The sequence below is a fragment of the Uliginosibacterium paludis genome (assembly GCF_039631355.1).
GTDB lineage: Bacteria > Pseudomonadota > Gammaproteobacteria > Burkholderiales > Rhodocyclaceae > Uliginosibacterium > Uliginosibacterium paludis.
Genome location: NZ_JBDIVF010000017.1, coordinates 18,522 through 41,569 on the forward strand (window position 1 = coordinate 18,522; position 23,048 = coordinate 41,569).

Consider the following 23,048-nt stretch of genomic DNA (forward strand, 5'->3'; position numbering starts at 1 on the left):
AGCCGGGTCCGAAGACCCGGCTTCCGGTGCGGAGCAGCCTTAGCGCGTGAAGGTACGTGGGGCGCGCGGTGCGGGGCGGCGCTCGTCTGCCGGACGGCCACCTTCGCGGCGACCGCTGTCGCGATAGCCTCCCTCGCGACCGCCGGCCTCGCGGCGATCACCGGCGAAAGGCGCACGCGGTGCGTCGTTGCGGCGCGGGCGATCCTCGAAACTGCGGGGGCGGTCGTCAAACGAGCGCGGGCGGTCTTCGAAGCTGCGGGGGCGTTCGTCACGGGGGCGCGGCGCGTCGAAATGCCGTTCGCCATTGAAGCTGGCGGGACGTGCCGGCACGCCTTGCGGACGGTCACCCATGCGGCGCTCGGCGTTCGAGCGCGGACGATCGCTGAAGCTGCGCGAACGGTCATCGAAGCTGCGCGGGCGATCACCGCCGCGCGAACCGGGGCGCGCGCCGCCCGGACGACCGCCGCGCAGATCGGGCTTGAAGCGGGGTTCCAGGCCTTCGATCACGCTGGCTGCGATCGGTTGCGTGGTGAAGCGTTCGATGGCGCGAACCTTGAAGCGCTCGGCCGGCGTGGCCAGGATGATGGCGATGCCGCTGCGACCGGCACGGCCAGTACGGCCGATGCGGTGCACATAGTCTTCCGGCTTCATCGGCATGCCGTAGTTGATCACATGGCTGATCGTGGGCACGTCGATGCCGCGGGCCGCCACGTCGGTCGCGATCAGTACCTTGATGTCACCGCGGCGCAGGCCGGTCAGCGTGCGATTGCGCTTGCCCTGGGGCATGTCGCCGTGCAGCGAGGCCGCCGAGAAACCCTTGTCGGCCAGGCTTTCGGAAAGCCATTCGGCATCGCGCTTGGTGGCGGTGAAGATGATGGCCTGATTTACGTCGCCCTGCTTGAGCAGGTGGTCGAGCAGGCGGTTCTTGTGGCTCTCGTCGTCGGCCCAGTGCAGGCGCTGTTCGATGTCGGAGTGCTTGTCGGTGGAGTTCGCCAGCTCGATGCGCTGCGGATCGCGCAGCATCGAGGCCGCCAGGCGGCCGACTTCACCGCCGAAGGTGGCAGAGAACATCACGGTCTGGTGGGACGGCGGCAGCGCGGCGACGATCTGCTCGATGTCTTCCATGAAGCCCATGTCGAGCATGCGGTCGGCTTCGTCGAGCACCAGCATCTCCAGACGCGAGAAATCGATGCGGCCGCTGCTGATGTAGTCCAGCAGGCGGCCAGGGGTGGCGACCAGCACGTCCACCGGCTGGCGCAGCAGCTTCAGCTGGGCCGGGTAGGGCATGCCGCCAACCACGGTGACCACCGAGATGCGGCGCAGCGCGCGGCCGTAGGTGACGCCGGACTTGGCGACCTGCTGGGCGAGTTCGCGCGTGGGGCACAGGACCAGCACGCGGGGGCCGATGCTGTGCACGGCCGCGGGCTTGGTCAGGCGCTCGAGGGCGGGCAGCATGAAGGCTGCGGTCTTGCCGCTGCCGGTGGCGGCGGAGACCATCATGTCAGCGCCGGTGAGCGCGAGGGGAATGGCTGCGGTCTGGACGGACGTGGGGTTTTCATAGCCGGCGCGCTTGACCGCGGCGACGATGGAGGGATTCAGACCGAGGGTATCGAAAGACATTTCGTTCCTATCGAAAAAGCGCATAGCGTCCGCAGCTGTCATGGCGACAGGCGGGGTTGGCGCGTACAGGCGAAGCCGGGCTTCGCGAAACAACATCGGCGCCAACCAGTACGACAAACGCGCGGAGATTCCGAAAGAAACGGAAAAAGCGTGAGAAGGGGGTCAGGGACGATGAAACGTGCCCGCCAGAAACAGGGTCGGCGGGGAAGGGGCTGAACTCTATCCTTTTTTGCAGCAGAACGCACGCAATATATTGTTACGGCACGCAATTCATCGCCGAGCTGATGCGGATTCGCCAGCGGATCGGCGTGATGAAGGGCCGTATTCCGGATTCGTGCTCAGCGAAAGCGCGAATCCGGGTTATAATTCGCCGCGGCGGGTCTCCCCGCATTGCAGCATGGGAATCTGGTCAGGTCCGGAAGGAAGCAGCCATAACCATTCACTGTGAGTGCCGGGGGTCAGGCTCGCCGCCTCGAATTCAATGCACGGCGCAGTCCTTGACGGGATTGCGCCGTTTGCTTTGCGCCCCCCTTGGTTCATGTCCGGACAAAACCGGGAGTGTTGCCGATGTCGCTGTTTCGCCTGATCCCCTGCCTGTTCTGCGTCCTCTTGCCGGGGTTGTCCGCTGCGCAGGCGCCATCCCCGCTGGTCAACGCGGTGCGCGACTATGCCGCACGGGCCGGTGGCGACGCGCGCACGCAGGAATTTCGCCATGCGCTGACGGATCTTGATCGCGATGGAGTGGACGATGCGCTGGTGCTGCTGTTTGGCCCCGACTGGTGTGGGACCGGGGGCTGCACGCTGCTGGTGCTGCATGGTGCGCAGGACGGATTCCGCTTCGTCTCGGCGAGCCGGGTGAGCGAGGAGCCGGTGAGGGTGAGTACGCGGGATCGGCGACATGGCTGGTCCAGTCTGATCGTGCATTCGCGTCAGGCCGGGGATGTGCTCCTGCGCTTCGATGGCAAGCGCTATCCGCCGAATCCTTCGATGCAGGGCCGGGCCAGCAAAAGCCAGCTTCGTACCTCGACCGTTCTTATCCGCTAGGGTTATCCACCGGACGGATTGAAAAGGGGCTGTACCGGTCGGCACAGCCCCTTTTCTGATGCAGCATGAAACGCTTCAGATCACCTGCCGCGGAGCCTGGGGAGGGGGCGGGCTGCTGACAGGCTGGACGGCGTCCGGATCGGACAAGTGCTTCGCCGGGCCATGCTGCTCACCGAGAAGAAGGTTGAGCAGGAACATGACCAGGGTGGCAAAGCCCACCACTGCCAGAAGCTGGGCCCCTTGACGCAATCTCTCTCTGAAGTGGGTCGGGTGATGCATGTCCGGCTCCTGACAGTTCTTCCACTATCGTCAAGTTCGGGCTTCAAGGCTTGGCGTCTGCCTTTTCAGCCAGTCATGGTCTTCCCTGAGCTCAGAAGAGTGCGCCTGAGCCAAGAATCACCGCACCCAGTGCGAATACGCAGAGTCCCAGTGCTTCGCGCAGGTGATGAAGGCCGGTGTGGATCGAATGCTTGGTCATGGTCTTCTCCTTCCTGATGCCGTAATCGAGTATGGGAGGCCGGCTTTCATGCGGCCAATTGGATTCTTCCAGCCTCCCGATAGGCCGCATGCATCGGGCCTCAGCCGAGTCCGAGTGCCTTTGCCACCCCCGCGCCATACGCGGCGTCCGCCTGACTGAAGTGCGCGATCTGCCGGCGCTGGATGTCTTCCGGGACGCCCTGCATCGCGGCCGCGATATTGGCGAACAGCCGTTCGCGCTGGCCGGCGTCAAAGAGCCTGAACAATGCGCCGGGCTGCGAGTAGTAATCCTCATCCACCCGATGGTCGTAGTGCGCGGCGTCGCCGAACACCGCGAGTGGCGATTCGCTGAGCGAAGGGGTGTCGACCAGTGCGCCGGGCAGGCTGCTCGGGTTGTAGTTCGGCGCGGATCCACCATTGCCATCCACTCGCGCCGCGCCGTCGCGGTGCGGGCTGTGGAAGGGGCAGCGCGGCGCGTTCACCGGGATCTGGTGATGATTGACCCCGAGACGGTAGCGCTGCGTGTCGCCGTATGAGAACAGGCGACCCTGCAGCATGCGGTCAGGCGAGAAGCCGATGCCGGGAACCACGTTGGCGGGCGTAAACGCCGCCTGCTCGACCTCGGCAAAGTAGTTGGCCGGATTGCGGTTGAGTTCCAGCACGCCAACCTCGATCAGGGGGTAGTCGGCATGCGGCCAGACCTTGGTGAGATCGAAGGGGTTGATGCGGTAACGCAGCGCGTCAGCCTCCGGCATGACCTGCACCTTCAGCGTCCAGCGGGGGAAGTTCCCGGCGGCGATGCTGGCGAACAGATCGCGCTGGGCGCTTTCACGATCCTGGCCGACGAGCCGGGCGGCTTCCTCGTTGGTGTAGTGGGTGACGCCCTGCTGCGACTTGAAGTGGAATTTCACCCAGAAACGCTCGCCGGACGCGTTGATGAAGGAATAGGTATGGCTGCCGAAACCGTGCATTTCGCGGTAGTTGCGCGGCAAGCCGCGATCGCTCATCAGGATCGTGACCTGATGCAGCGATTCGGGGTGGCGGGACCAGAAGTCCCAGGCGGCGACCGGATTCCGCAAATGAGTCTGTGGATCGCGTTTCTGGGTGTGGATGAAGTCCGGGAACTTGAGCGGGTCGCGGATGAAGAACACAGGCGTGTTGTTGCCGACAACGTCCCAGTTGCCTTCGTCGGTGTAGAACTTCAGCGCGAAGCCGCGCACATCGCGCTCCGCATCCGCCGCACCGGCTTCGCCTGCCACGGTCGAAAAACGCAGGAAGACTTCCGTTTTTTTGCCGATGGCGCTGAACAGGCTGGCCTTGGTGTAGTGCGAGATGTCGTGGGTCACGGTGAAGTGGCCATAGGCGCCCGAACCCTTGGCATGCACGACGCGTTCGGGGATGCGTTCGCGATCGAAGTGGGCGAGCTTTTCCAGCAGCCAGACATCCTGCATCAGGACGGGGCCGCGGGGCCCGGCAGTCAGACTGTTCTGGTTGTCGGCGACAGGCGCGCCGGAAGCTTGGGTCATCTGGGTCATGGCGGTGATCTCCGGTATGAGAGGCTCAGAGGCTCTGGAAGAAAGAGAAATGGCGGCCGAAGTCGCTGGGGAAGCCGGCGATGGCTTCGTCTAGCAGGCTGAAAAGTACGGTGGGCAGATTCATGCGGACCTCCTTGTTGATGAACAAATGCTATTGGTTATGTATTTTTCGATCCAATTTAATAATCAAAGGTGCGCGATAGCCAAAACAAATCGACTTTCTGTTTTTGATTGTTTGGATCAAGTCGTTCCCCGGGAAGGGAGAACTTGACTCGAGAAGCCGGCGAAGGGGGCTTGGCACCGGAGGGGGCGGCGACGCCGGAGCGGATGCAAAAGGCCGGCGGCAAGCTGAGCGCTTCCGGCTACAATCGCGGCCATGAGTTATCAGGTCCTCGCCCGGAAGTGGCGCCCCAAGAGTTTCGAGACGCTCGTCGGCCAGGAGCATGTCGTGCGGGCGCTCACGCATGCGCTGACAACAGGCCGTCTGCACCACGCCTATCTGTTCACCGGGACCCGGGGGGTCGGCAAAACGACCATTTCACGCATCCTGGCCAAGAGTTTCAATTGCGAGCAGGGCGTCAGCGCTTCGCCTTGCGGCGTGTGCACGGCCTGCACCGAAATTGACTCCGGGCGTTTCGTTGATTACGTCGAGATGGATGCGGCCTCGAATCGAGGTGTGGACGACATGGCAGCCTTGCTGGAAAAGGCGGCTTACGCACCAGCGCGTGGCCGCTTCAAGGTCTACATGATCGACGAAGTGCACATGCTCACCGGGCATGCTTTCAATGCCATGCTGAAGACGCTGGAGGAGCCGCCAGCGCACATGAAATTCATTCTGGCGACCACGGACCCGCAGAAGATTCCGGTGACCGTGCTGTCGCGCTGCCTGCAGTTCAATCTGAAGCAGATGCCGCAGACCCATATCGTCAGCCATCTGACGCAGATCCTGGGTGACGAAGGCGTGAGCTTCGAGCCCGGGGCGCTTCGGCACATCGCCAAGGGGGCTAACGGCTCCATGCGTGACGCCCTTTCCCTGCTTGACCAGGCTATCGCGCACGGTGCCGGCAAGGTCGAGGAAGAGGGCGTGCGCGACATGCTTGGCACCGTCGGCGAGGATCATCTTTTCGAGTTGCTGGATGCCCTGCAGGCCCAGGACGTGGCTGCACTGGTTGCTGTCGCCGATGTCATGGAAGCCAGGAGTCTGAGCTTCGAGTCCGCACTGCAGGAATTTGCCAGCCTGCTGCACCGGATCGCGCTGGTGCAGTTCGCGCCGCAGGCCATCACGGATGTGTTCGAGCGTGAGCGTCTGCTGGCCTATGCGCGGGCGTTCGATGCCGAATTCCTGCAACTTGCGTATCAGATTGCCATTCATGGTCGTGACGAGCTGGCGCTCGCGCCGGATGCGTATGCCGGCTTCACGATGACGCTGCTGCGTCTGCATGCCTTCCAGCCGGAAGGGGTGAAAACCTCGGCAACGTTGCCCGCGCCGCGTCCTGCGGTGATGCCGGCTGCTGCGTCCGAGCTGGTGCCTGCGCAGGCGGCCGCGCCTGCGGCTGCGCCGCCCGCTGCCATGCCGCCTGAATCTCCTCGCACGCCTGCCGCGGCCACGACAGTTCCGGTACAGGCTCCGGTCACAGTCGATCAGGGGCCGGAGGAGCCGCCTCCGCCCTGGGAAGATTCCCAACCGGCGGGTCAGCGCCTGGCTGAACCCGAGCCTGCCGCTTTTGTGGCAGAGCCCGCAGCGCCGCAGGCCGACGCGCCGGCTTCGGCGCCGTCCGGCATCCGGCTGGAGCTGTCGCCAGAACTTGACTGGCATGCGGCGGTCAATGCCTGCGGGGTCGGCGGCATGGTCTTGCAGCTGGCACAGAACTGCGAATTCGTGTCGCTTGACGGCATTGTGCTGCGCCTGCGCCTGGCGCCGTCGCACAGTCATCTGAATGCCTTGCCTTCGAATGCCTCCAAGCTGCAGGACGCGCTCTCGGCCTGCTTTGGTCAGCAGGTGCGCGTCAGCATCGATATCGGGGAGGTGACCTCCCAGACTCCGGCGCAAGCCCGCGAAGAAGTCCGCCAGGCCCGGCAGGCTGAAGCGGTTGCCGCGCTGCAATCGGATCCCTTTGTGCAGGAGCTCATCAAGCGTTGCGATGCAACGCTGGTGACCTCCTCCGTTAAACCTTCAGGAGAAGCAGAATGATGAAAGGCGGAATTGCCGGTCTGATGAAACAGGCCCAGCAGATGCAGGAAAACATGAAGAAGGCGCAGGACGCCCTGGGCCAGATTGACGTGGAAGGCGCTGCGGCGTCCGGAGCGGTCAAGGTGGTGATGAGCTGTCATCACAAGGTCAAGCGCGTCGTCATCAGCGATGCCGTGATGGATGATCGTGAAATGCTTGAAGACCTGATCGTGACTGCGCTGAACGATGCGGTGGCCAAGGTCGAGGCGGCCAGCTCGGAAAAAATGGCCGGCTTCACCGCCGGCATGGGCATGCCGCCCGGATTCAAGCTGCCGTTCTGACCGAGCGGTCCGAGGGGCCTCGCGGCCCCGTCACTTCCGGCGCATCCGCGGTTTCCTCATGCCTCTTCTCGAATCCCTGACCGACGCGCTTCGTGTCCTGCCCGGAGTGGGCCCCAAGTCTGCGCAGCGCATGGCCTATCACCTGTTGCAGCGCGACAGGCAGGGCGCAGGGCGGCTGGCCGACACCCTGGCGCGGGCGCTGGCGGACGTGCGTCACTGCGCGCGTTGCAATACCTTTACCGAAGTGGAAGTCTGTGATCGCTGCCTCAGTCCGCTGCGCGATCCCGCGTTGCTGTGCGTGGTCGAAATGCCTTCCGACCTGATGGTGATGGAGTCGACGCAAGCCTATCGCGGTCTGTACTACGTGCTGATGGGCAAGCTGTCACCGCTGGATGGCATCGGGCCTCGCGAGCTGGGCTTCGAGCGCCTGATCGAGCGCGCGTCGGACGGCGTGGTGCAGGAGGTGATCCTCGCGACCAACTTCACCAATGAAGGTGAGGCAACGGCGCATTATCTGGGCGAGATGCTGCGCGCCCGGGGCCTGCGCGTGAGTCGCATCGCACGTGGTGTGCCGGTCGGGGGCGAGCTGGAGCACACCGATCTGGGCACCGTCGCCCAGGCTTTTGTCGAACGCAGGGGGTGGTGATGGCGATCCGGAAAACAGGCCTGCGGCTTTTCATTCTGCTGTCATTGCTCTCCGCGACTTCGGCCGTCAGGGCTGATGCGCGCACCCATCGCCAGGCGGTGGATGAGCTCATGCGGCAGGTGCGGGTGGAGAACCTCGCCCTGAACTGGCGCCAGCGGCTCGACAATCAGGCCATCGAGCTCATCGGGGACGTGCTTCAGGGGCGCAAGGAAGAAGAGCTGACGTCGCCCCAGAAGGCGGCTGTCGAGAACTTCTCGCAGAAGGCGCGTGCCTCGGTCGATTCCGCGCTGGACTGGAATGCGTTGCGCGACGCGGTGGCGAAGGTCTACATGAGCCGTTTTTCCGAGGCGGAGGTACGCGAGTTGCTGAGCTTCTACCGCAGCGCCATCGGGCAGAAATGGGTGGGGCAGACCGCCCAGATCACGATCGACATCGATCAGCTGATCCAGTCGCGCGTCCAGACCGCCGTACCGGAGTTCAAGCGGCTGGGGCGCAGTCTGCGGGCGGATTTTGAAGCCGCATCGGCAGTCAGACCTGGCGCGGCGGCGGCTGTGCCGGCGCCAGCCGGTGCCACCCCTGCGATGCCTGTCATGCCTGCTGCAGAGCCCGCCCTGCCTGCGCCGGCGGTCAATCCGAAAACCGGCCGTCCCTGAACGCCCACTCAGGGCGTGATCGCATACACGGCGTCGCCGAGTTTCACCGCGCCCGGCTGGCAGCGTGACCGGCGGATCTTGTCGCTCGGCGCGATGACTTCCGCTTCGCCTTTCACGACCGCCTTGCCGTCCTGGTTGCTGCAGAGGCAATCGAGAACCAGGCGTTTCTTGTCATCGTGCTTTTCGCGAACCGTCACCGTGACAGTGAGCCGGTCGCCCGGTTTCACGGGTCGGGCAAAGCGCAGGGTCTGACCCAGATAGATGGTGCCGGGGCCCGGCAGCAGCATGCCCAGCACGGTCGAGATCAGCGCCCCGCTGAACATGCCATGGGCAATTACGCCGGCGAACATCGAGCTGTTCGCGTAGTCGTGATCAAGGTGAGCCGGATTGAAGTCACCGGAGAGGGCCGCGAAGAGCTCGATGTCGGCCTGAAGGATTGTGCGGGTAAGGCTGGCGCTGTCACCGACCCCGATTTCGTCGAAGGTGCGGTTTTCGATGATTTCGTCCATGGAGCGGCCTCCTGTGCGAAAGCCGGCGAACCCCGCCGGTGGGCTGCCTGATGCGGATCAGCTGATGATGTTGAAGCCTCCGTCCACATGGATGGTGCCGCCGGTAAGGGAGCGCGCGCCATCACTGACGAGATAGGCGCACAGGGCGCCAACATCATCGATATCGACCAGTTTGTGCAGCGGAGCGCGCTCGGCTGCCGTCTGCATCAGATTGTCGAAATCCTTGATGCCTGACGCGGCCCGGGTGGCCAGCGGCCCCGGCGAGATGGCGTGAACGCGGATGCCCTTGGGGCCGAGTTCGGATGCCATGTAGCGCGTGGCTGACTGGAGCGCGGCCTTCACCGGCCCCATCATCCCGTAGTTGGCCACGACTTCATCTGCGCCGTGATAGCTCATGGTCAGCATGCAGCCGCCCTGATGCATCAGCGGCTCGGCAAGTTTTGCCATGCGCATGAAGGAGTGGCAGGAAATGTCCATCGCACGCAGGAAGCCCTCGCGCGAGCAGTCCGTGACACGCCCGTGAAGATCTTCCTTCGGGGCGAACGCGATCGAGTGGACGAGGAAATCCAGCCGTCCCCACTGCTTGCCGATGGCTTCGAATACCGTTTCGAGCTGGCCCGGCTGTTCGACGTCGAGCGGCAGGATGATGGGCGCGCCCAGCGTTTCGGCCAGCGGCCGGACATAGGCTTCCGATTTTGGATTGAGAAAGGTGATGGCGAGGTCTGCGCCGCCGTTGCGGAAAGCGCGTGCGCATCCGTAGGCGATGCTTTTGTCATTGGCGATGCCGACGACAAGGCCCAGCTTGCCCCTGAGACTGAACATGGGAGGCTCCGGTTGAGTGTGCGGTGCAGCAATTCTAGTCGCGAATTCCGCAGCCTGCCCCGGGCGTTCGGGCGGTGAGGCTTCACCGCCCATGAGGGTCAAAGGACGGTCAGGTCGATTTCACCCACATTGTTGTAGACGTGGTCCGGCTTGTACGGGAATTCCGCCATCAGTGTCGGCGTGGTGACGCCCGAGAGTACGAGGACCGTGCTCATGCCCGCTTCCATGCCGCCCACGATGTCGGTATCCATCCGGTCGCCGATCATCACGCAGTCTTCGGGGTGCGCGCCCAGTTTGCGGGCGGCCAGCATCATCATCAGTGAGTTGGGCTTGCCCACGATGTAGGGCTTCTTGCCGGTTGCAGCGGAGATGGCCGCGAGGATGGTGCCGGCGGCGGGCTCCAGTCCGCCTTCGACCGGATCGATCATGTCCGGATTCGTGCCGATGAACTTGGCGCCCTGGTCGATCAGGCGGACGGCTTTCTTGAGCTGTTCGTAGCTGAGGGTGGAGGATTTCGCGACGACCACATAGTCCGGATTCGTTTCCGAGATCGAGAAACCGACGTTGTAGAGTTCGTTGATCAGTCCGCCGCCGCCCACGACGTAAGCCGTCGCATGCTGTTTCTGGTTCTGGTTCTTCAGGAACATCGCGGTGGCCATGGCTGCCGTGATGAAGTTGTCTTCACCCAGCCCTTCGATACCCAGTCCGGCCAGCTTGAGCCGGAGGTCCAGCGGTGTCTGCTCGGCGTTGTTGGTGAGGAACAGGAAACGGGTGCCGGTGTCGTGCAAACGCTGCACGAACTCTTTCGCACCGGGGATGAGTTGCTTGCCGCGATAGATGACGCCGTCCATGTCGGAGATGATGCATTTGGCCATGAAGAATTCCTGTTTGCAGAGTCGGAGGAAGATTCGGCCAAGTATGCCGCATAAGACCGGACCAGAGCTGCGCAGCCTCAAACAGGCAAGCGGGCGCAGGATTCACTCTTGCGGTGAGCGCCGTGCATATGACATCAGGGTTTATTTTTTTGCAAGTTCATGGCGCAGAAGCGTTTTTCCGTGTTCGGGATTGCCGGGGCTTTAAACCCTTGTCGCGACTTGGCTATAATCCCGCAGCTTTCCGGACCATAATCACTCGGGGTTTGCAATGAGCGATCACAAACAAGATGCATCCGCTGACGGAGCGTCATTCTGCGCATGCAGCCTGGATCCGTCCCGGCGCGCGCTGATGGCTGCTACGGCCGGTGTTGGCGCGATAGCCGCTGTCGGCGTAGCGACACCATTTGTTGCAAGTTTTACGCCCTCCGAGCGCGCCAAGGCCGCCGGCGCGCCGGTCGAAGTCGACCTGTCAAAGCTGCAACCGGGTGAGAAAATGACAGTCGAATGGCAGGGCAAACCCGTCTGGATCCTGCGCCGTACGCCGGAAATGCTCGCTTCACTGAAGGGGGCGGAAGACCGTCTGGTGGATCCGAAGTCCGAGGCGCCGCAGCAGCCTGCCTACGTCAAGGGTGAAGCGCGCGCGATCAAGCCGGAGTACTTCGTCTGCATCGGTATCTGCACGCACCTGGGATGTTCGCCCTCCGACAAGCTCAAGAAGGGCGCGGAGAGCGGCATGGGTGAAAGCTGGCCGGGCGGCTTCCTGTGCCCCTGTCATGGCTCGCAGTTCGATCTGGCCGGCCGCGTGTTCAAGAGCATGCCGGCGCCGTCGAATCTGGTGATTCCGCCGCATACCTATCTGAGTGATACACGCCTGCTCATCGGCGAAGATTCGAAGGGGGCGTAAGCGATGATTTCTTCCAAGGTGGTGGCCGAGAAAGGCCAGCAACTCCTGGGCTGGGTGGATGAGCGTTTTCCGCTGAGCTCCACCTACAAGGCGCATCTTTCCGAGTACTACGCGCCGAAGAACTTCAACTTCTGGTACTTCTTCGGCTCGCTGGCGCTGCTGGTGCTGGTGATGCAGATCGTGACCGGTATCTTCCTGGTCATGCACTACAAGCCGGATGCGTCGCTGAACGCGGCGGGTATCCCGGTGGCATTCGCCAGCGTGGAATACATCATGCGTGACGTGCCGGGCGGCTGGATCATCCGCTACATGCACTCGACCGGGGCCTCGATGTTCTTCATCGTGGTCTATCTGCACATGTTCCGCGGGCTGATCTACGGCTCCTACCGCAAGCCGCGCGAACTGATCTGGCTGTTCGGCATCGCGATTTTCCTGTGTCTGATGGCGGAAGCATTCTTCGGCTACCTGCTGCCCTGGGGGCAGATGTCATTCTGGGGCGCACAGGTGATCGTGAACCTGTTCTCCGCGATTCCCGTGATCGGGCCCGATCTGTCCATCTTCATCCGCGGCGATTTCGTGGTGTCGGACGCTACCCTGAACCGCTTTTTCGCCTTTCACGTGATCGCCATTCCGCTGGTGCTGCTCGGGCTGGTCGCGGCGCACCTGGTGGCGCTGCATGAAGTGGGCTCCAACAACCCCGACGGCGTCGAGATCAAGAAGCACAAGGATGCAAACGGCATTCCGCTGGACGGGATTCCTTTCCATCCGTACTACACGGTGAAGGACATCTTCGGCGTGTGCGTGTTCCTGATCGTGTTCGCGATCATCGTGTTCTTTGCGCCCGAAGGCGGAGGCTACTTCCTCGAGTACAACAACTTCTTCCCGGCGGACCCGCTGAAGACGCCGCCGCACATCGCTCCGGTCTGGTACTTCACGCCGTTCTACTCGATCCTGCGCGCAACCACCTCCGACTTCGTCTGGGCGCTGGCTGCACTGGTGCTGATTACCGGTGTGCTGGCTTTCCGCACGGCGAAGTGCCAGATGGTCCGCATGGCCTCGCTCGGTGTCACGGTCGTCGGCGTCGCCGCGCTCCTGCTGATTGAAGCCAAGGTGTGGGGCGTCGTGCTGATGGGCGGTTCGGTGATGGTATTCGGCCTGCTGCCCTGGCTGGATCAGAGCCCGGTCAAGTCCATCCGCTACCGTGGCGGCCTCTACAAGAGCATTCTTGCCGTGTGGGTGATCTGCTTCGTGATCCTCGGCTATCTGGGCGTGCAGCCGCCGTCGCCCGTGGGCAACCTGGTGTCGCAGATCTGCTCCTGGCTGTATCTGGCGTTCTTCGCCTTCATGCCTTGGTACACCCGCCTCGACAAGACCAAACCTGAACCGGAAAGGGTGACCTGGAAATGAGCCTGCTCAAGAAAACCACAAGCGTTGCGCTGCTGGCTCTTGTTGTCGCCGGAGCCCAGGCCAGTGAATCCGTCCATCTGGACAAGGCGCCGCTGAGTTTCGACAATGCGTCGCTGCAGAGCGGGGCCAAGACCTTCATCAATTACTGCCTCAGCTGCCACGGTGCCAGTTCGTTGCGGTATAACAGACTGACCCAGATCGGCCTGACAGAACAGCAGATCAAGGATAATCTGATGTTCACTGCCGACAAGGTGGGTGAGCAGATGACGGTGGCCATGCGGCGCGATGATGCCAAGAAGTGGTTTGGTGCAGCGCCGCCCGACCTGTCGGTCATTGCCCGCGCCCGCGCCTCCGGAGACGGAAGCGGCGCGGACTGGCTCTACACTTACCTGCGTCAGTTCTACCGTGACGACTCGCGTCCGACCGGTTGGAACAACGCGGTATTCCCGGGCGTAGGGATGCCGCACGTCCTGTATGGTCTGCAGGGCGTGCAGGAAGCGCACTTCGTCGAGAAGGATGATGGTCATGGCAACAAGACCAGCCATCTCGAAGGCTTCGAGATCGTCGAGCCTGGCACCCTGACGAAGGAAGAGTACGACACTGAAGTCGCCAATCTCGTGTCCTTCCTCACCTGGATGGGTGAGCCGGCGCGCGAAAGCCGTCAGACGATCGGCTGGGCGGTTCTTGCCGTATTGAGTGTACTTGCCGCGCTTTCCTGGATGCTGAAGAAGGCATTCTGGAAGGACGTGCATTAACAGGTGTGCAACCAAAATGATGGTGTTGTCCAGTCGCGACAGCGACGCGCAGCAAGGGCGTCGTGTGGTTCGTGACACTGAATATTCCTGGAGTAATTCCGCAATGATGAATTTGTATTCCGGTACGACGGATCCTTTCAGCCACCGTTGCCGGATCGTCTTGTACGAAAAGGGCATGGATTTCCAGGTGGTCGACGTTGACCTCTTCAACAAGCCTGAAGACATCGCCGTCATCAACCCCTACAACCGGGTGCCGGTGCTGGTAGACCGTGACCTCATCCTGTACGAATCGAACATCATCAACGAGTACATTGATGAGCGTTTCCCGCACCCGCAGCTGATGCCGCCGGACCCGATCATGCGTGCGAAGGCTCGCCAGCTGCTGCATACGCTGGAGCATGAGCTCTTCTCGCACATCGAGGCGCTGGAGAAGAACCAGAAGTCCGCTGCAGACAAGGCACGTGCCCATGTCCGTGACCAGCTGATGCAGCTCGTGCCGCTGTTTGCCAAGCAGAAGTACATGCTGGGTGACGAGTTCTCGATGCTGGATGTGGCGATTGCTCCGCTGCTGTGGCGTCTGGAACATTACGGCATCGAGCTGCCAAAGACCGCGGCGCCGCTGATGAAGTACGCCGAGCGGATCTTTACCCGTCAGGGCTTCATTGATGCTCTGACGCCTTCCGAGCGCGCCATGCGCCGCTGAGGAAGGCAGGCCGGGCTCAGCCCGGCATGTCGGACGACGGCTTGCCGGGCTGAGCCCGCAAGCCGTTTCGTTTTTCTGTCTGCTGATGCGGGAATGGAACCTGCTTTGAAACCCGCCAGTCCATGCTGTCCGGGTGTACAGGAAAGAATTGCATCATGAGCACATCGTCAACGAAGCCTTATCTGCTGCGAGCCATTTTCGACTGGTGTGTCGACGGCGGCTTCACGCCCTATGTTGCCGTCCAGGTCGATGCGCGGACACGCGTGCCGGTCCAGCATGTCCGGGACGGACAGATCGTGCTCAACATCGCTCCGTACGCGACCAACCAGTTGCTGATCGATGATGAGGCCCTGAGCTGCCAGGCCCGTTTCTCCGGCAAGGTCGAGAGTCTCTATGTGCCGATCACGCAGGTTCTCGCCATCTATGCGCGTGAGAACGGGCAGGGCATGGCATTCCAGCCCGGCATGCTCGCAGGCTCGGCAATGGAGCTGGGCGGACTCGTTGAAGCCGAAGCAGCACCGGTTGATGCTGTGCCGGAAGAAAGCGCGCAGCCGGACGAGCCTGAAGGCGATGATCCGGGGCCGGCTTCACCCGCTCCCGCGCGGGGCGGCCATCTGCGCCGGATCAAGTAAGCGGATTGTCCTGCCCGGACAGTACGCCTTGTGGTGAGGCCGCGCGAGCGGACCTTGCCGGTCGGTGGTGTTGCGCGTCAATCGACTCATACAGCGCGGCCACCCGTTGCGCCATTTCCTTCCCTGACCAGCGTTCGGCTGAAGCGCGTGCGGCCCGGCCCAGCTGGATGAGGCGTGCCCGATCCTGCAGCAGCTCGCCCACGCACTGACTGAAGTGAAGGACGTCATCGCGCGCAATCACGGCGCCCGGCGTGTTTTCGAGGATATCGCGCGTTCCCATGGCCGAGAGCGCCACGACCGGTTTGCCTTGCGCCATGGCTTCCAGCAGCACCAGCCCCTGCGTTTCGGTACGTGAGGCAAAAACGAAGAGGTCCGCCGCCTGATAGCAATCGGCGAGGCTGTGGCTGCGGTCGAGATAACCCATGAAGCGCACGTTGTAGGACAGCGCACGACGCTCGCAGTCTGCCCGCAGTCCCTCCTGCGCGGGCCCTTCACCGGTGATGAGCAGCAGGACTTCCGGCTGGCTGCGTCGCAGCTGCTCGACGACTTCGAGCAGGAAGCCGATGTTCTTCTCGAACGCTACGCGCCCGACGAAGAGCAGCAGTGGCCGGGCCGGATCGATTCCGTGCTGGAAGCGGAAGCCCGCGCCATCGCCGTTCAGGAAATGCTGCTCGCGCAGGCCGGTCGGGATGATCTGCAGCGGACGGCTGACGCCATAGTCATGCAGCGTTTGTTCCATTGCGCGGGAGGGCACGATCACGGCGTCCAGGTCGTTGCACTGCGCCCGCGAGAAACGTCGGGCGGCGGCCCGCGTCAGGCTCCGCGGCAGGAGCGGAATGTAGTGATGCAGGTATTCCTCGAAATAGGTGTGATAGCTGGCCAGCACCGGCAGGCCGGCTGCGCGGGCGGCCTTCACGCCGGCGTAGTGGGCCAGGAAAGGCGTCTGGATGTGCACGAGGTCAAAACCGGCTGCGTGGCCCGCGAGCCACTGATCCAGCATGCGCCGGTGCATCAGGCGGTCTTCCGGGTCGAAGGGCACCTTGCGGGCGGGAATCCTCACCACGCCGTCCGGATCGCTTGCGACCCCCGTTTGTTCCGGTTGATAGGCCGGCGCGACCAGGGTGCTCTCCATGCCGCAGTCGAGCAGGCCCTTGCGGAAGGTTTCGATCGAGCTCGATACGCCATTGATGCGCGGAAAATAGACATCCGAAATCATCAGGATTTTCATGGTCTGCTCGCTGTTCAGGGTGGCGCCACTCTAGACCTGCCACATGACCGGCATGTTGCGTCGGCCGGGCGCCGTACCGGGCAGCGGCAAGCGGCAAGGCTCGCCGGCCCGGCGCGTCCCGCTTCGCGCCCCGGCGTGGCAGAATCTGCACTCCAATCGGGCCGCTGCCCTGAAGCCTTACGCATGAGCAAGACACAACACTTCGACATCCTGATCGTCGGCGCTGGCCTTTCCGGTGCCAGCCTTGCCTGCGCCCTGCGCGGCAGTCGCTACCGGATCGGTCTGGTCGAGCGCCAGCGACCGCAGGCGGCAGCCGGCTGGGATGCGCGCATCTATGCGGTGAGCCCCGCGAATGTGGACTTCCTGCGCCGCTGCGGGATCTGGGATCACCTGGATGCCGACCGTATCGGACCGGTCGAGCGCATGGACGTGTCAGGTGATGCGGGCGGCAGGCTGGCCTTTTCCGCTTACGAATGCGGCATGCAGAGCCTTGCCAGCATCGTTGAAGCCGGCCGCATGGCCAGCGAACTGTGGGAAACCGCGCGGCGTCAGCCCAACATCGAGATCCTCTGCCCGGCAGAGCCTGCTGCGCTCGATTTCCGACCGGAGGCTGCCCGCCTGCGTTTGTCCGACGGGCGTGAATGCCAGGCTTCGCTGGTCGTTGGCGCTGATGGCGTGAACTCATGGGTGCGAGGCCAGACCCGCATCCAGGCGCATCTGCGGCCCTATGAAGAGCTGGGCGTGGTTGCGAACTTCGCCTGCGAACGACCGCACGCCGGAACGGCCTTCCAGTGGTTCCGCGAGGATGGCATCCTCGCCTGGCTGCCCCTGCCGGGGAACCGCTTTTCAATCGTCTGGTCTACGCCCGACGCGCAGGCTGACGCGATGCTGGCACTCTCGCCGGAGGCTTTTACCGCGAAGGTGGCGGAGGCGGGCGGGCACCGCCTCGGCAAACTTGAGCTCCTGACGCCCGCGGCCGGTTTTCCGCTGCGCTTCATGAAGCTCGACAGCACGGTTGCGTCGCGTCTGGCGCTGATCGGCGACGCCGCCCATGCGGTGCATCCGCTCTCGGGCCACGGCATCAATCTGGGCTTCCAGGATGCCCGGGCGCTGGCGGATCGTCTGCTTGCCCTGCCGGCGTTCAGGGACTGCGGTGACGAGAACGTATTGCGCGCCTGGCAGCGGGCGCGTGCGGAAGAAACCCTGCTCGTGCGGGAACTCACGGATGGATTGCACCGGCTCTTCAAGCCGTCCTCCGGCCCGCTGAGCCTGTTGCGCAACGCCGGCCTGAGTCTGGCCGGCTCGATTTCTCCGCTGCGCAGCGTGCTTGCACGCTATGCAGCGGGGCTGACCTGAAACGGATTGGAGAACACCTTGAATCAGACCCTCCGGCGAGCCCTCCTGGCTGCCTGCACCCTCGCGCTGAGCCTTCCCGCACTGGCCGGCGAAGCCGAAGTCCGCAAAGCGGTCGGCAGCATCCTGCGCGATCAGGGCTCCATCGTCAGCCTGCAGAAAGTGCCGTACGGTGGTCTGTACGAAGTCGTGCTGAGCAATGGCGATCTGGTCTATGTGGATGACAAGGGCAGCTACCTCATGAGCGGCTCCCTCATCGACATCAAGAACCGCAAGAACATCACCGCCGCCCGTGAGGCGGAGCTCTCGCGCGTGAACGTGGCGGAACTGCCGCTCAACCAGGCCGTCAAGCAGGTGCGCGGCAACGGCAAGCGCACCCTGATCACTTTCGAGGACGCGAACTGCGGCTACTGCAAGAAGCTCGCCAAGGATCTCAAGGACGTCAAGGACGCCACCATCTACACCTTCCTGATCCCCATCCTGTCGCCGGACTCGCTCGATAAGGGCCGCAACATCTGGTGCGCCAAGGATCGTGCGGAAGCCTGGAATGACTGGATGGTCGACGGCAAGGCACCCGCCACCGCCAACTGCGATGCACCGGTCCAGAAGAACGGCGATATGGCGCGCAAATACCGCATTACCGGCACCCCGACGATGTTCCTGGCCGACGGCAGCCGTATCGGCGGCTATGTGCCGCCGGCAGAACTCGATCGCGCCATGAACGAGGCCGAGGCCCGCGCGAAGAAGTAATTTGCCTCCCGGCCGCGCTGCGGCAGGGCCGGCGTCATGAAAAGGATGGCCTGGTGGCCATCCTTTTTTTCGCTTTCAGATCATTGCTGCGACATCTGGATGTGTGAAATTTGCTCGGTTTTGTTGTTTTTAACCCTAATTAATAAAGATGGTCGTGTAGGAGTTTTTCTTACAAAAAGCTAAGCTCCCGCCCCTGTTGTCAGTGTGGCCGGCCGCAGAAGGTCGTGTGCCGGCAAATAAAAAAAGGGGGAGGGCGAAAATGAATCAAAGGTTTTCCGTTCTGGCGGCCTGTCTGGCCGCTGCAGGGATTCTCGCGCTGCAAGGCTGCGGTGGCGGTGGAGGTGGTGGCTCGGGAGCGGGCCCTTCCAGCAGCACCGCCAGTTCGCAGGCCAGCACGCAACTGGTCACCGGCACGGCCGCATTTGGCGCGCCCTTGGCGAATGCGACGATTTCGCTGAAGGACGCGGCAGGCGTGAGCCGAACCGCCACGGCGGGCAGCGATGGCAGCTACACGATCGATGTCGCAGGACTGAGCGCGCCCTTCCTGATGACCGCCACGGGCCAGTCCGGCGATGAAGTCCGGACTTATTCCGCACTGGTGACGGCTGCACCGGCCAAGGGCAGCAGCAGCACCGTCAACATCACCCCGATCACGACCGCCATCGTGGCGCTGGCCTCCAGCACCGGCAACAACCCGGACGAGTTTGCCGGCGCGGGGGCGCTGGCTGCACTGGATCAGGCCAGGCTGGCGCAAGCGCGCGCAGCGATCAAGGCCGTCATTGCCGAGGTCGCCAAGGAGTATGGCGTTGCCGGCTTCGACCCGATCAGTACGCCGTTTGCCGCAGACCTGAAGAGCGGAGGCGACAAGCTGCTGGAAGCCGTCAAGGTCACTCTGGGCGATACGGGCGTGACGCTGACCAACGCCCTCAGTCCGGTGGCCAGCGGCGCCTCGGGCGCCAGCGCAACCGTCACGCTCAGGGACCCCGCCAGGGATGCGCCCACCGCACTGCCCAGACCCACCGTTTCGACCAGTTCGGCAAACGACTTGCTGGCCTTGCTGCGCACGCAGCTCAATGCCTGTCTGGCGCTCGCTCCGTCAGAGCGCATCGCGCTGGACGCCAGCGTGACCCCGGCCAAGCCGACGGCACTCAAGGGGGCGTGCTCTGCGAGCAGCCTGAGCGCCTTTGACAAGAGCTACTTCAGCAACGGCACTGACCTCCTGGGGAACTGGGGTCCGCGTTTCCGCGATCTGCCGCAGGGGGCGACGATCGGGCAAGCGGAAATGATTGCGTCCTTCGGGCGTTCCGATGGCGGCGTGAACATTTCTGCGCGCCTGCCCATCTTCGCCGAAGGCGGCGGTACCGCGACCACCGTGTTGCTCAGCTCGGACACTAGTGGCCAGAACTTCAAGCTGCAGGGTAACCAGCGCAAGTACAACCTGGGCATTTCGGCACGCCTGTATCAGATCAACGACGTGGTCTTCAACCCGCGCCTGGGCAACAACTACGGGCCGGACAAGGGCAAGCGCATCGGCAATCTGTCGCGCTATGACGCGGCCCTGCAGCTGAGTTTTGATCCGAGCCTTGCCGCTGCTGCCAAGGTGTATGCCGTACGGGTCAAAGGGCCGGCCTTGCCGGCTGCCGGGCTTGTTCTGGCGCGCTCGGCAACCTGTGGCTCCGGCGATTTCATGGCGGTGTACAGCAGCGACGGCAGCCTGCCTGATGCAACGGGCAAGACTGCAGCCTTCGCCGCGACGGCATCGACCACGAGCAGCTGGCGCTATTACGCCATGCCCATGGGCGGTGGCTATACCGGCAGCGACTTCTGGAACGAAGTGCGCGGCTACTCCAGCAAGGGAGTGGTGGCTTCCAGCGGCCCGGCCACCATGCCCGACACGCCCACCAATCGCGCCGTGACACCGGTGGCCGTAAGCGAAATTCCGGAACTGCCGGCCTATACCTTCGAGGTGTTCTCGGTGGACGCCCCGGCAACGCCGGAAGTCTTCACCACCTACATGACGGACAAGCCGCGCGGGCCTGACGCGGCGTTCCAGAATGCGTGGCCCAGCCTGACGGCGGACTCTCTGGCCTATCTGGACCCCGGTGTCAGCAACGCCAAGGCCGCGCCGTTCTCAAGCGCCACCCTCAACTGGACGCTCGCCAGCGGTGCACCGCTGGTCAGCAGCGCATCCTTGAGCGGCAATGCCCGTGACGCGAGCAACCTGATGGTGCGTTACAACCTCAGTGACGCCGTGCGTCCGATTGGAGCCAAGTCGATCACCGTTGGCTTTGACAGCGAGACGGATGGCCTGGGCAACGCCTGCAAGAACAGTGCGACGCCGGTGCTCAGCGCCACAACGGGTTCGCGCGGTATCGATCTGCGCCAGACGGGCCATCGCATCAGCTATGGCACCAACTATTCGTTCAGCGGGCGGGAAGCGCATACGGCGCCGGTCACCAAATCCGGGGGCGATGGCTGGAATATCTACAATGCCAATCAGCATCCGATCGTGCCGGGTTCAGTCGTTCAGGCTGATGGAAGCTATGCGCAGCTGAACCTGTTCACGACGACGGGCTTCCTCAACATGGCGACCGCTGCGGGGGGCGTACTGACGATCGACAGCACGACGAACAATCTGGCGACGGACAAGGCTGCCTACGGCACCCCCTTCGCGTTCGAGGGCAGCGATACCTATCCCAAGAGCCTGACCTATGTAACCCGGGTGACGGGGAACAGCACGAACAGCCTGCGTGTGCTGGATCTCTACACCTCCTTCGTGCCGCTCAGCGCGACGCCCGATTCCAGCGGCACCAAGTCCGGCATTTTCGTTCCGCTGTCGATCGGTGCGAATGTGAGCGGCGGGGGTGTTTTGACGCTGGGCGGTGTGTCGAGCAGCGCCTGCTCAAGCTCGCCCTGCACGCTCAGTTCTGCCGCGTTTGACACCAGCGCCGCGCATACCTATCAGGTCGTGATCACGCTCAGCAGTGCGACGGCCGGTACGGTGAAGGTGTATCTGGACGGTGGCGCCACGGCGATCCTGAATGCCGCCGTCACGGCCTTCCCGACGGGAACCACTTCAAACGCCAGCTGGAGCCAGATCTACTTTGGCGATATCAATACCGGCTATCAGTACAAGTCGAGCATGGACTGGCTGATCTGGAGAACCGGCGCCTTCACGCCGGCGGATCTGGCCGGCAAACTCCCTTCGGGCCTGGGCGTGACCACGGGCTACTGATCTTTCCTGCTTTGCTGCGGACGGCCACCCGGAGGGTGGCCGTTTTTTTCGCCTGCACGCCGGATGCGACGACACACCGCGTGCGCTTCGCGTGAGCGGCCAGGTGCGGCTTCAGGGGTCCCGCAAGGGCAGGTTCGTCAAGAACGGGGGGCTTCCGTCGTTAAGGCCGGAGTGTGCTGAGCAAGTACGGGAGAGGACATGAGCCTGAGCGAGTTCAATATCCGGGCGGTAAACCTGGGGGCGGCGCTCGCCGGGGCGTTGGTTGGCATGGGCGTCCTGTTTCCTTTTGCGGCGGGTTCCTGGGGGCTCTGGATCGGGCTCGCCTGCGTGGCCGCCGGCGTGATTCTGGGCGTGCGAACTGCGCGCGGGGCCGAGGCGCCTGCGGAACTCGCCCAGCCTGATGCGATACCGCCACCTGCCGACCTGCGCGGGCTGTGCGAGGCGCTTGATGGTGCGCTCGAGCACGAACTGGGCGCCATCGAGGAGGAGATCGCACGAACCCAGGCGCTTCTGCACGAATCGGTCGCCACGCTCAGTGAAGGGCTTCAGGCTATTGCCGGGCAGTCCGTCTATCAGCAGGGCGTGGTGCGGGACGTGCTGGTCCATTCGGAGAAAGTCACGACGGGTGGTGGCATGGACATGCAGGAGTTCGCCGAACAGGTGGGCCGCATGCTCAACAGCTTTGTCGAGCTGCTGATCCAGGTGAGTGTGCAGAGCATGACCACCGTGCACAACATCGATGACATGGTGACCCAGACTGAAGCCATCTTCGAAGCCGTTGACGAAGTGGAGGGGCTCGCCAAGAAAACGAATCTGCTGGCGCTCAACGCCTCGATCGAGGCGGCACGCGCGGGCGAAGCCGGCAAGGGCTTCGGCGTCGTGGCCGACGAGGTTCGCAATCTGGCCCAGGTCTCCGAGAAGATCAATGGCCGGATCCGCGACCGCATGGTGGGCGCGCGCGACTCCATCGAACGCGTGCGGGAAACCGTTTCGAGCATGGCTTCGCGTGACATGAACGAATGCATCCTCACCAAGCAGCGTGTCGAGAACATGCTCGGCAATGTCGAACAGCTCAACTCCGAATTCTCCGCGAGTGCCAACAAGGTGGGGGATGTCGCGTCGAAAATCGGCCACGCAGTGGACGACTCGATCCGCTCCCTGCAGTTCGAGGACATCGCCCGCCAGGCGCTGGACGATGCCCGCAAGCGTGCGGCCTATCTGCGCGAGGTCGGCATGCTGCTCTCGCGTCAGGCGGGGGACGATCCCGACCGCTTGCGCGAAGCTGTCCAGGCATTGCGGGCCGAGCATGAGCAGACTCACCGGCACGGCATCGTGTCGCAGACGTCCATGCAAGCAGGCAGCGTCGATCTCTTCTGACGCGCTGATCCG

General features: G+C 63.4%; 21 protein-coding genes and 1 other RNA gene. 15 read left to right on the plus strand and 7 right to left on the minus strand.

What is annotated here, in order from left to right:
* Positions 1 to 39: 39 nt before the first annotated feature.
* Positions 40 to 1,620 (minus strand): DEAD/DEAH box helicase, encoded by a 1,581-nt coding sequence (locus ABDB87_RS19995; protein WP_345930406.1) that lies wholly within the window; start codon positions 1,618 to 1,620, stop codon positions 40 to 42.
* A 374-nt stretch (positions 1,621 to 1,994) separates the two neighbouring features.
* On the opposite strand from ABDB87_RS19995, the gene ffs reads away from it, so the two are divergent.
* Together ffs and ABDB87_RS20005 are read left to right on the plus strand one after the other, a co-directional pair.
* Positions 1,995 to 2,092: signal recognition particle sRNA small type (gene ffs, locus ABDB87_RS20000), an RNA gene on the plus strand.
* 95 nt (positions 2,093 to 2,187) lie between these two features.
* Positions 2,188 to 2,664 carry a hypothetical protein gene (locus ABDB87_RS20005; protein WP_345930408.1) on the plus strand — a complete coding sequence of 159 codons (477 nt, stop codon included), beginning with the start codon at positions 2,188 to 2,190 and terminating at the stop codon, positions 2,662 to 2,664.
* A gap of 75 nt (positions 2,665 to 2,739) precedes the next feature.
* Here ABDB87_RS20005 and ABDB87_RS20010 read toward each other — a convergent pair whose 3' ends face one another.
* Both ABDB87_RS20010 and ABDB87_RS20015 read right to left on the minus strand, forming a co-directional pair.
* Positions 2,740 to 2,943 carry a hypothetical protein gene (locus tag ABDB87_RS20010; RefSeq protein ID WP_345930410.1) on the minus strand — a complete coding sequence of 68 codons (204 nt, stop codon included), beginning with the start codon at positions 2,941 to 2,943 and terminating at the stop codon, positions 2,740 to 2,742.
* Positions 2,944 to 3,242: 299 nt separating this feature from the next.
* The gene (locus tag ABDB87_RS20015) at positions 3,243 to 4,676 is read right to left on the minus strand and encodes a catalase (protein WP_345930411.1); all 1,434 of its coding nucleotides are present in this window, start codon (positions 4,674 to 4,676) and stop codon (positions 3,243 to 3,245) included.
* A 376-nt stretch (positions 4,677 to 5,052) separates the two neighbouring features.
* Between ABDB87_RS20015 and dnaX the strand changes: the two genes are divergently transcribed.
* The 4 genes from dnaX to ABDB87_RS20035 are packed head-to-tail and all read left to right on the plus strand — an operon-like array spanning position 5,053 to position 8,486.
* Positions 5,053 to 6,867, plus strand: coding sequence for a DNA polymerase III subunit gamma/tau (dnaX, locus tag ABDB87_RS20020; protein ID WP_345930412.1), 1,815 nt, complete (start codon positions 5,053 to 5,055; stop codon positions 6,865 to 6,867).
* Positions 6,864 to 7,187, plus strand: a complete 324-nt coding sequence (locus ABDB87_RS20025; RefSeq protein WP_345930414.1) for a YbaB/EbfC family nucleoid-associated protein — start codon at positions 6,864 to 6,866, stop codon at positions 7,185 to 7,187. Before dnaX ends, ABDB87_RS20025 begins: the two co-directional genes overlap by 4 nt.
* A gap of 58 nt (positions 7,188 to 7,245) precedes the next feature.
* Positions 7,246 to 7,833: a recombination mediator RecR gene (recR, locus tag ABDB87_RS20030; protein WP_345930416.1), complete on the plus strand. Its 588-nt coding sequence runs from the start codon at positions 7,246 to 7,248 to the stop codon at positions 7,831 to 7,833.
* Entirely contained in the window at positions 7,833 to 8,486 is a 654-nt protein-coding gene (locus ABDB87_RS20035; protein WP_345930418.1) for a DUF2059 domain-containing protein, read from the plus strand. Before recR ends, ABDB87_RS20035 begins: the two co-directional genes overlap by 1 nt.
* Before the next feature lie 8 nt (positions 8,487 to 8,494).
* Here the strand turns inward: ABDB87_RS20035 and ABDB87_RS20040 are convergent, their stop codons facing one another.
* From ABDB87_RS20040 to ABDB87_RS20050, 3 genes are all read right to left on the minus strand, one after another.
* Complete coding sequence (locus ABDB87_RS20040; protein ID WP_345930420.1) at positions 8,495 to 8,995, minus strand: MaoC/PaaZ C-terminal domain-containing protein; 501 nt, start codon at positions 8,993 to 8,995, stop codon at positions 8,495 to 8,497.
* 57 nt (positions 8,996 to 9,052) lie between these two features.
* Positions 9,053 to 9,817: an enoyl-ACP reductase FabI gene (gene fabI / locus ABDB87_RS20045; RefSeq protein WP_345930421.1), complete on the minus strand. Its 765-nt coding sequence runs from the start codon at positions 9,815 to 9,817 to the stop codon at positions 9,053 to 9,055.
* A 98-nt stretch (positions 9,818 to 9,915) separates the two neighbouring features.
* Positions 9,916 to 10,692: an HAD-IIA family hydrolase gene (locus ABDB87_RS20050; protein ID WP_345930423.1), complete on the minus strand. Its 777-nt coding sequence runs from the start codon at positions 10,690 to 10,692 to the stop codon at positions 9,916 to 9,918.
* Positions 10,693 to 11,041: 349 nt separating this feature from the next.
* Here ABDB87_RS20050 and petA point away from each other — a divergent pair, with 349 nt between their 5' ends.
* The 5 genes from petA to ABDB87_RS20075 all read left to right on the plus strand — a co-directional run bounded on the left by petA (position 11,042) and on the right by ABDB87_RS20075 (position 15,093).
* Positions 11,042 to 11,596, plus strand: coding sequence for a ubiquinol-cytochrome c reductase iron-sulfur subunit (gene petA, locus ABDB87_RS20055; RefSeq protein WP_345930425.1), 555 nt, complete (start codon positions 11,042 to 11,044; stop codon positions 11,594 to 11,596).
* A gap of 3 nt (positions 11,597 to 11,599) precedes the next feature.
* A complete protein-coding gene (locus ABDB87_RS20060) occupies positions 11,600 to 13,003 on the plus strand; it encodes a cytochrome b (protein WP_345930427.1) in 1,404 nt (467 codons plus the stop codon).
* Entirely contained in the window at positions 13,000 to 13,758 is a 759-nt protein-coding gene (locus ABDB87_RS20065; RefSeq protein ID WP_345930429.1) for a cytochrome c1, read from the plus strand. The genes ABDB87_RS20060 and ABDB87_RS20065 overlap by 4 nt, the downstream gene beginning before the upstream one ends.
* 103 nt (positions 13,759 to 13,861) lie before the next feature.
* The gene (locus ABDB87_RS20070; protein WP_345930430.1) at positions 13,862 to 14,461 is read left to right on the plus strand and encodes a glutathione S-transferase N-terminal domain-containing protein; all 600 of its coding nucleotides are present in this window, start codon (positions 13,862 to 13,864) and stop codon (positions 14,459 to 14,461) included.
* 155 nt (positions 14,462 to 14,616) lie between these two features.
* The gene (locus tag ABDB87_RS20075) at positions 14,617 to 15,093 is read left to right on the plus strand and encodes a ClpXP protease specificity-enhancing factor (RefSeq protein ID WP_345930432.1); all 477 of its coding nucleotides are present in this window, start codon (positions 14,617 to 14,619) and stop codon (positions 15,091 to 15,093) included.
* Here the strand turns inward: ABDB87_RS20075 and ABDB87_RS20080 are convergent.
* A complete protein-coding gene (locus ABDB87_RS20080) occupies positions 15,086 to 16,321 on the minus strand; it encodes a glycosyltransferase (protein ID WP_345930434.1) in 1,236 nt (411 codons plus the stop codon). The two genes, ABDB87_RS20075 and ABDB87_RS20080, sit on opposite strands and share 8 nt — an antisense overlap.
* 183 nt (positions 16,322 to 16,504) lie before the next feature.
* Here ABDB87_RS20080 and ABDB87_RS20085 point away from each other — a divergent pair, with 183 nt between their 5' ends.
* From ABDB87_RS20085 to ABDB87_RS20100, 4 genes are all read left to right on the plus strand, one after another.
* On the plus strand, positions 16,505 to 17,677 hold the full coding sequence (locus tag ABDB87_RS20085) for a UbiH/UbiF family hydroxylase (RefSeq protein ID WP_345930436.1): 1,173 nt from the start codon (positions 16,505 to 16,507) through the stop codon (positions 17,675 to 17,677).
* 18 nt (positions 17,678 to 17,695) lie between these two features.
* Complete coding sequence (locus ABDB87_RS20090; protein WP_345930438.1) at positions 17,696 to 18,424, plus strand: DsbC family protein; 729 nt, start codon at positions 17,696 to 17,698, stop codon at positions 18,422 to 18,424.
* Between the two features lie 259 nt (positions 18,425 to 18,683).
* The gene (locus tag ABDB87_RS20095; RefSeq protein ID WP_345930440.1) at positions 18,684 to 21,659 is read left to right on the plus strand and encodes a hypothetical protein; all 2,976 of its coding nucleotides are present in this window, start codon (positions 18,684 to 18,686) and stop codon (positions 21,657 to 21,659) included.
* Positions 21,660 to 21,857: 198 nt separating this feature from the next.
* On the plus strand, positions 21,858 to 23,036 hold the full coding sequence (locus ABDB87_RS20100; RefSeq protein WP_345930442.1) for a methyl-accepting chemotaxis protein: 1,179 nt from the start codon (positions 21,858 to 21,860) through the stop codon (positions 23,034 to 23,036).
* Positions 23,037 to 23,048: the final 12 nt, after the last annotated feature.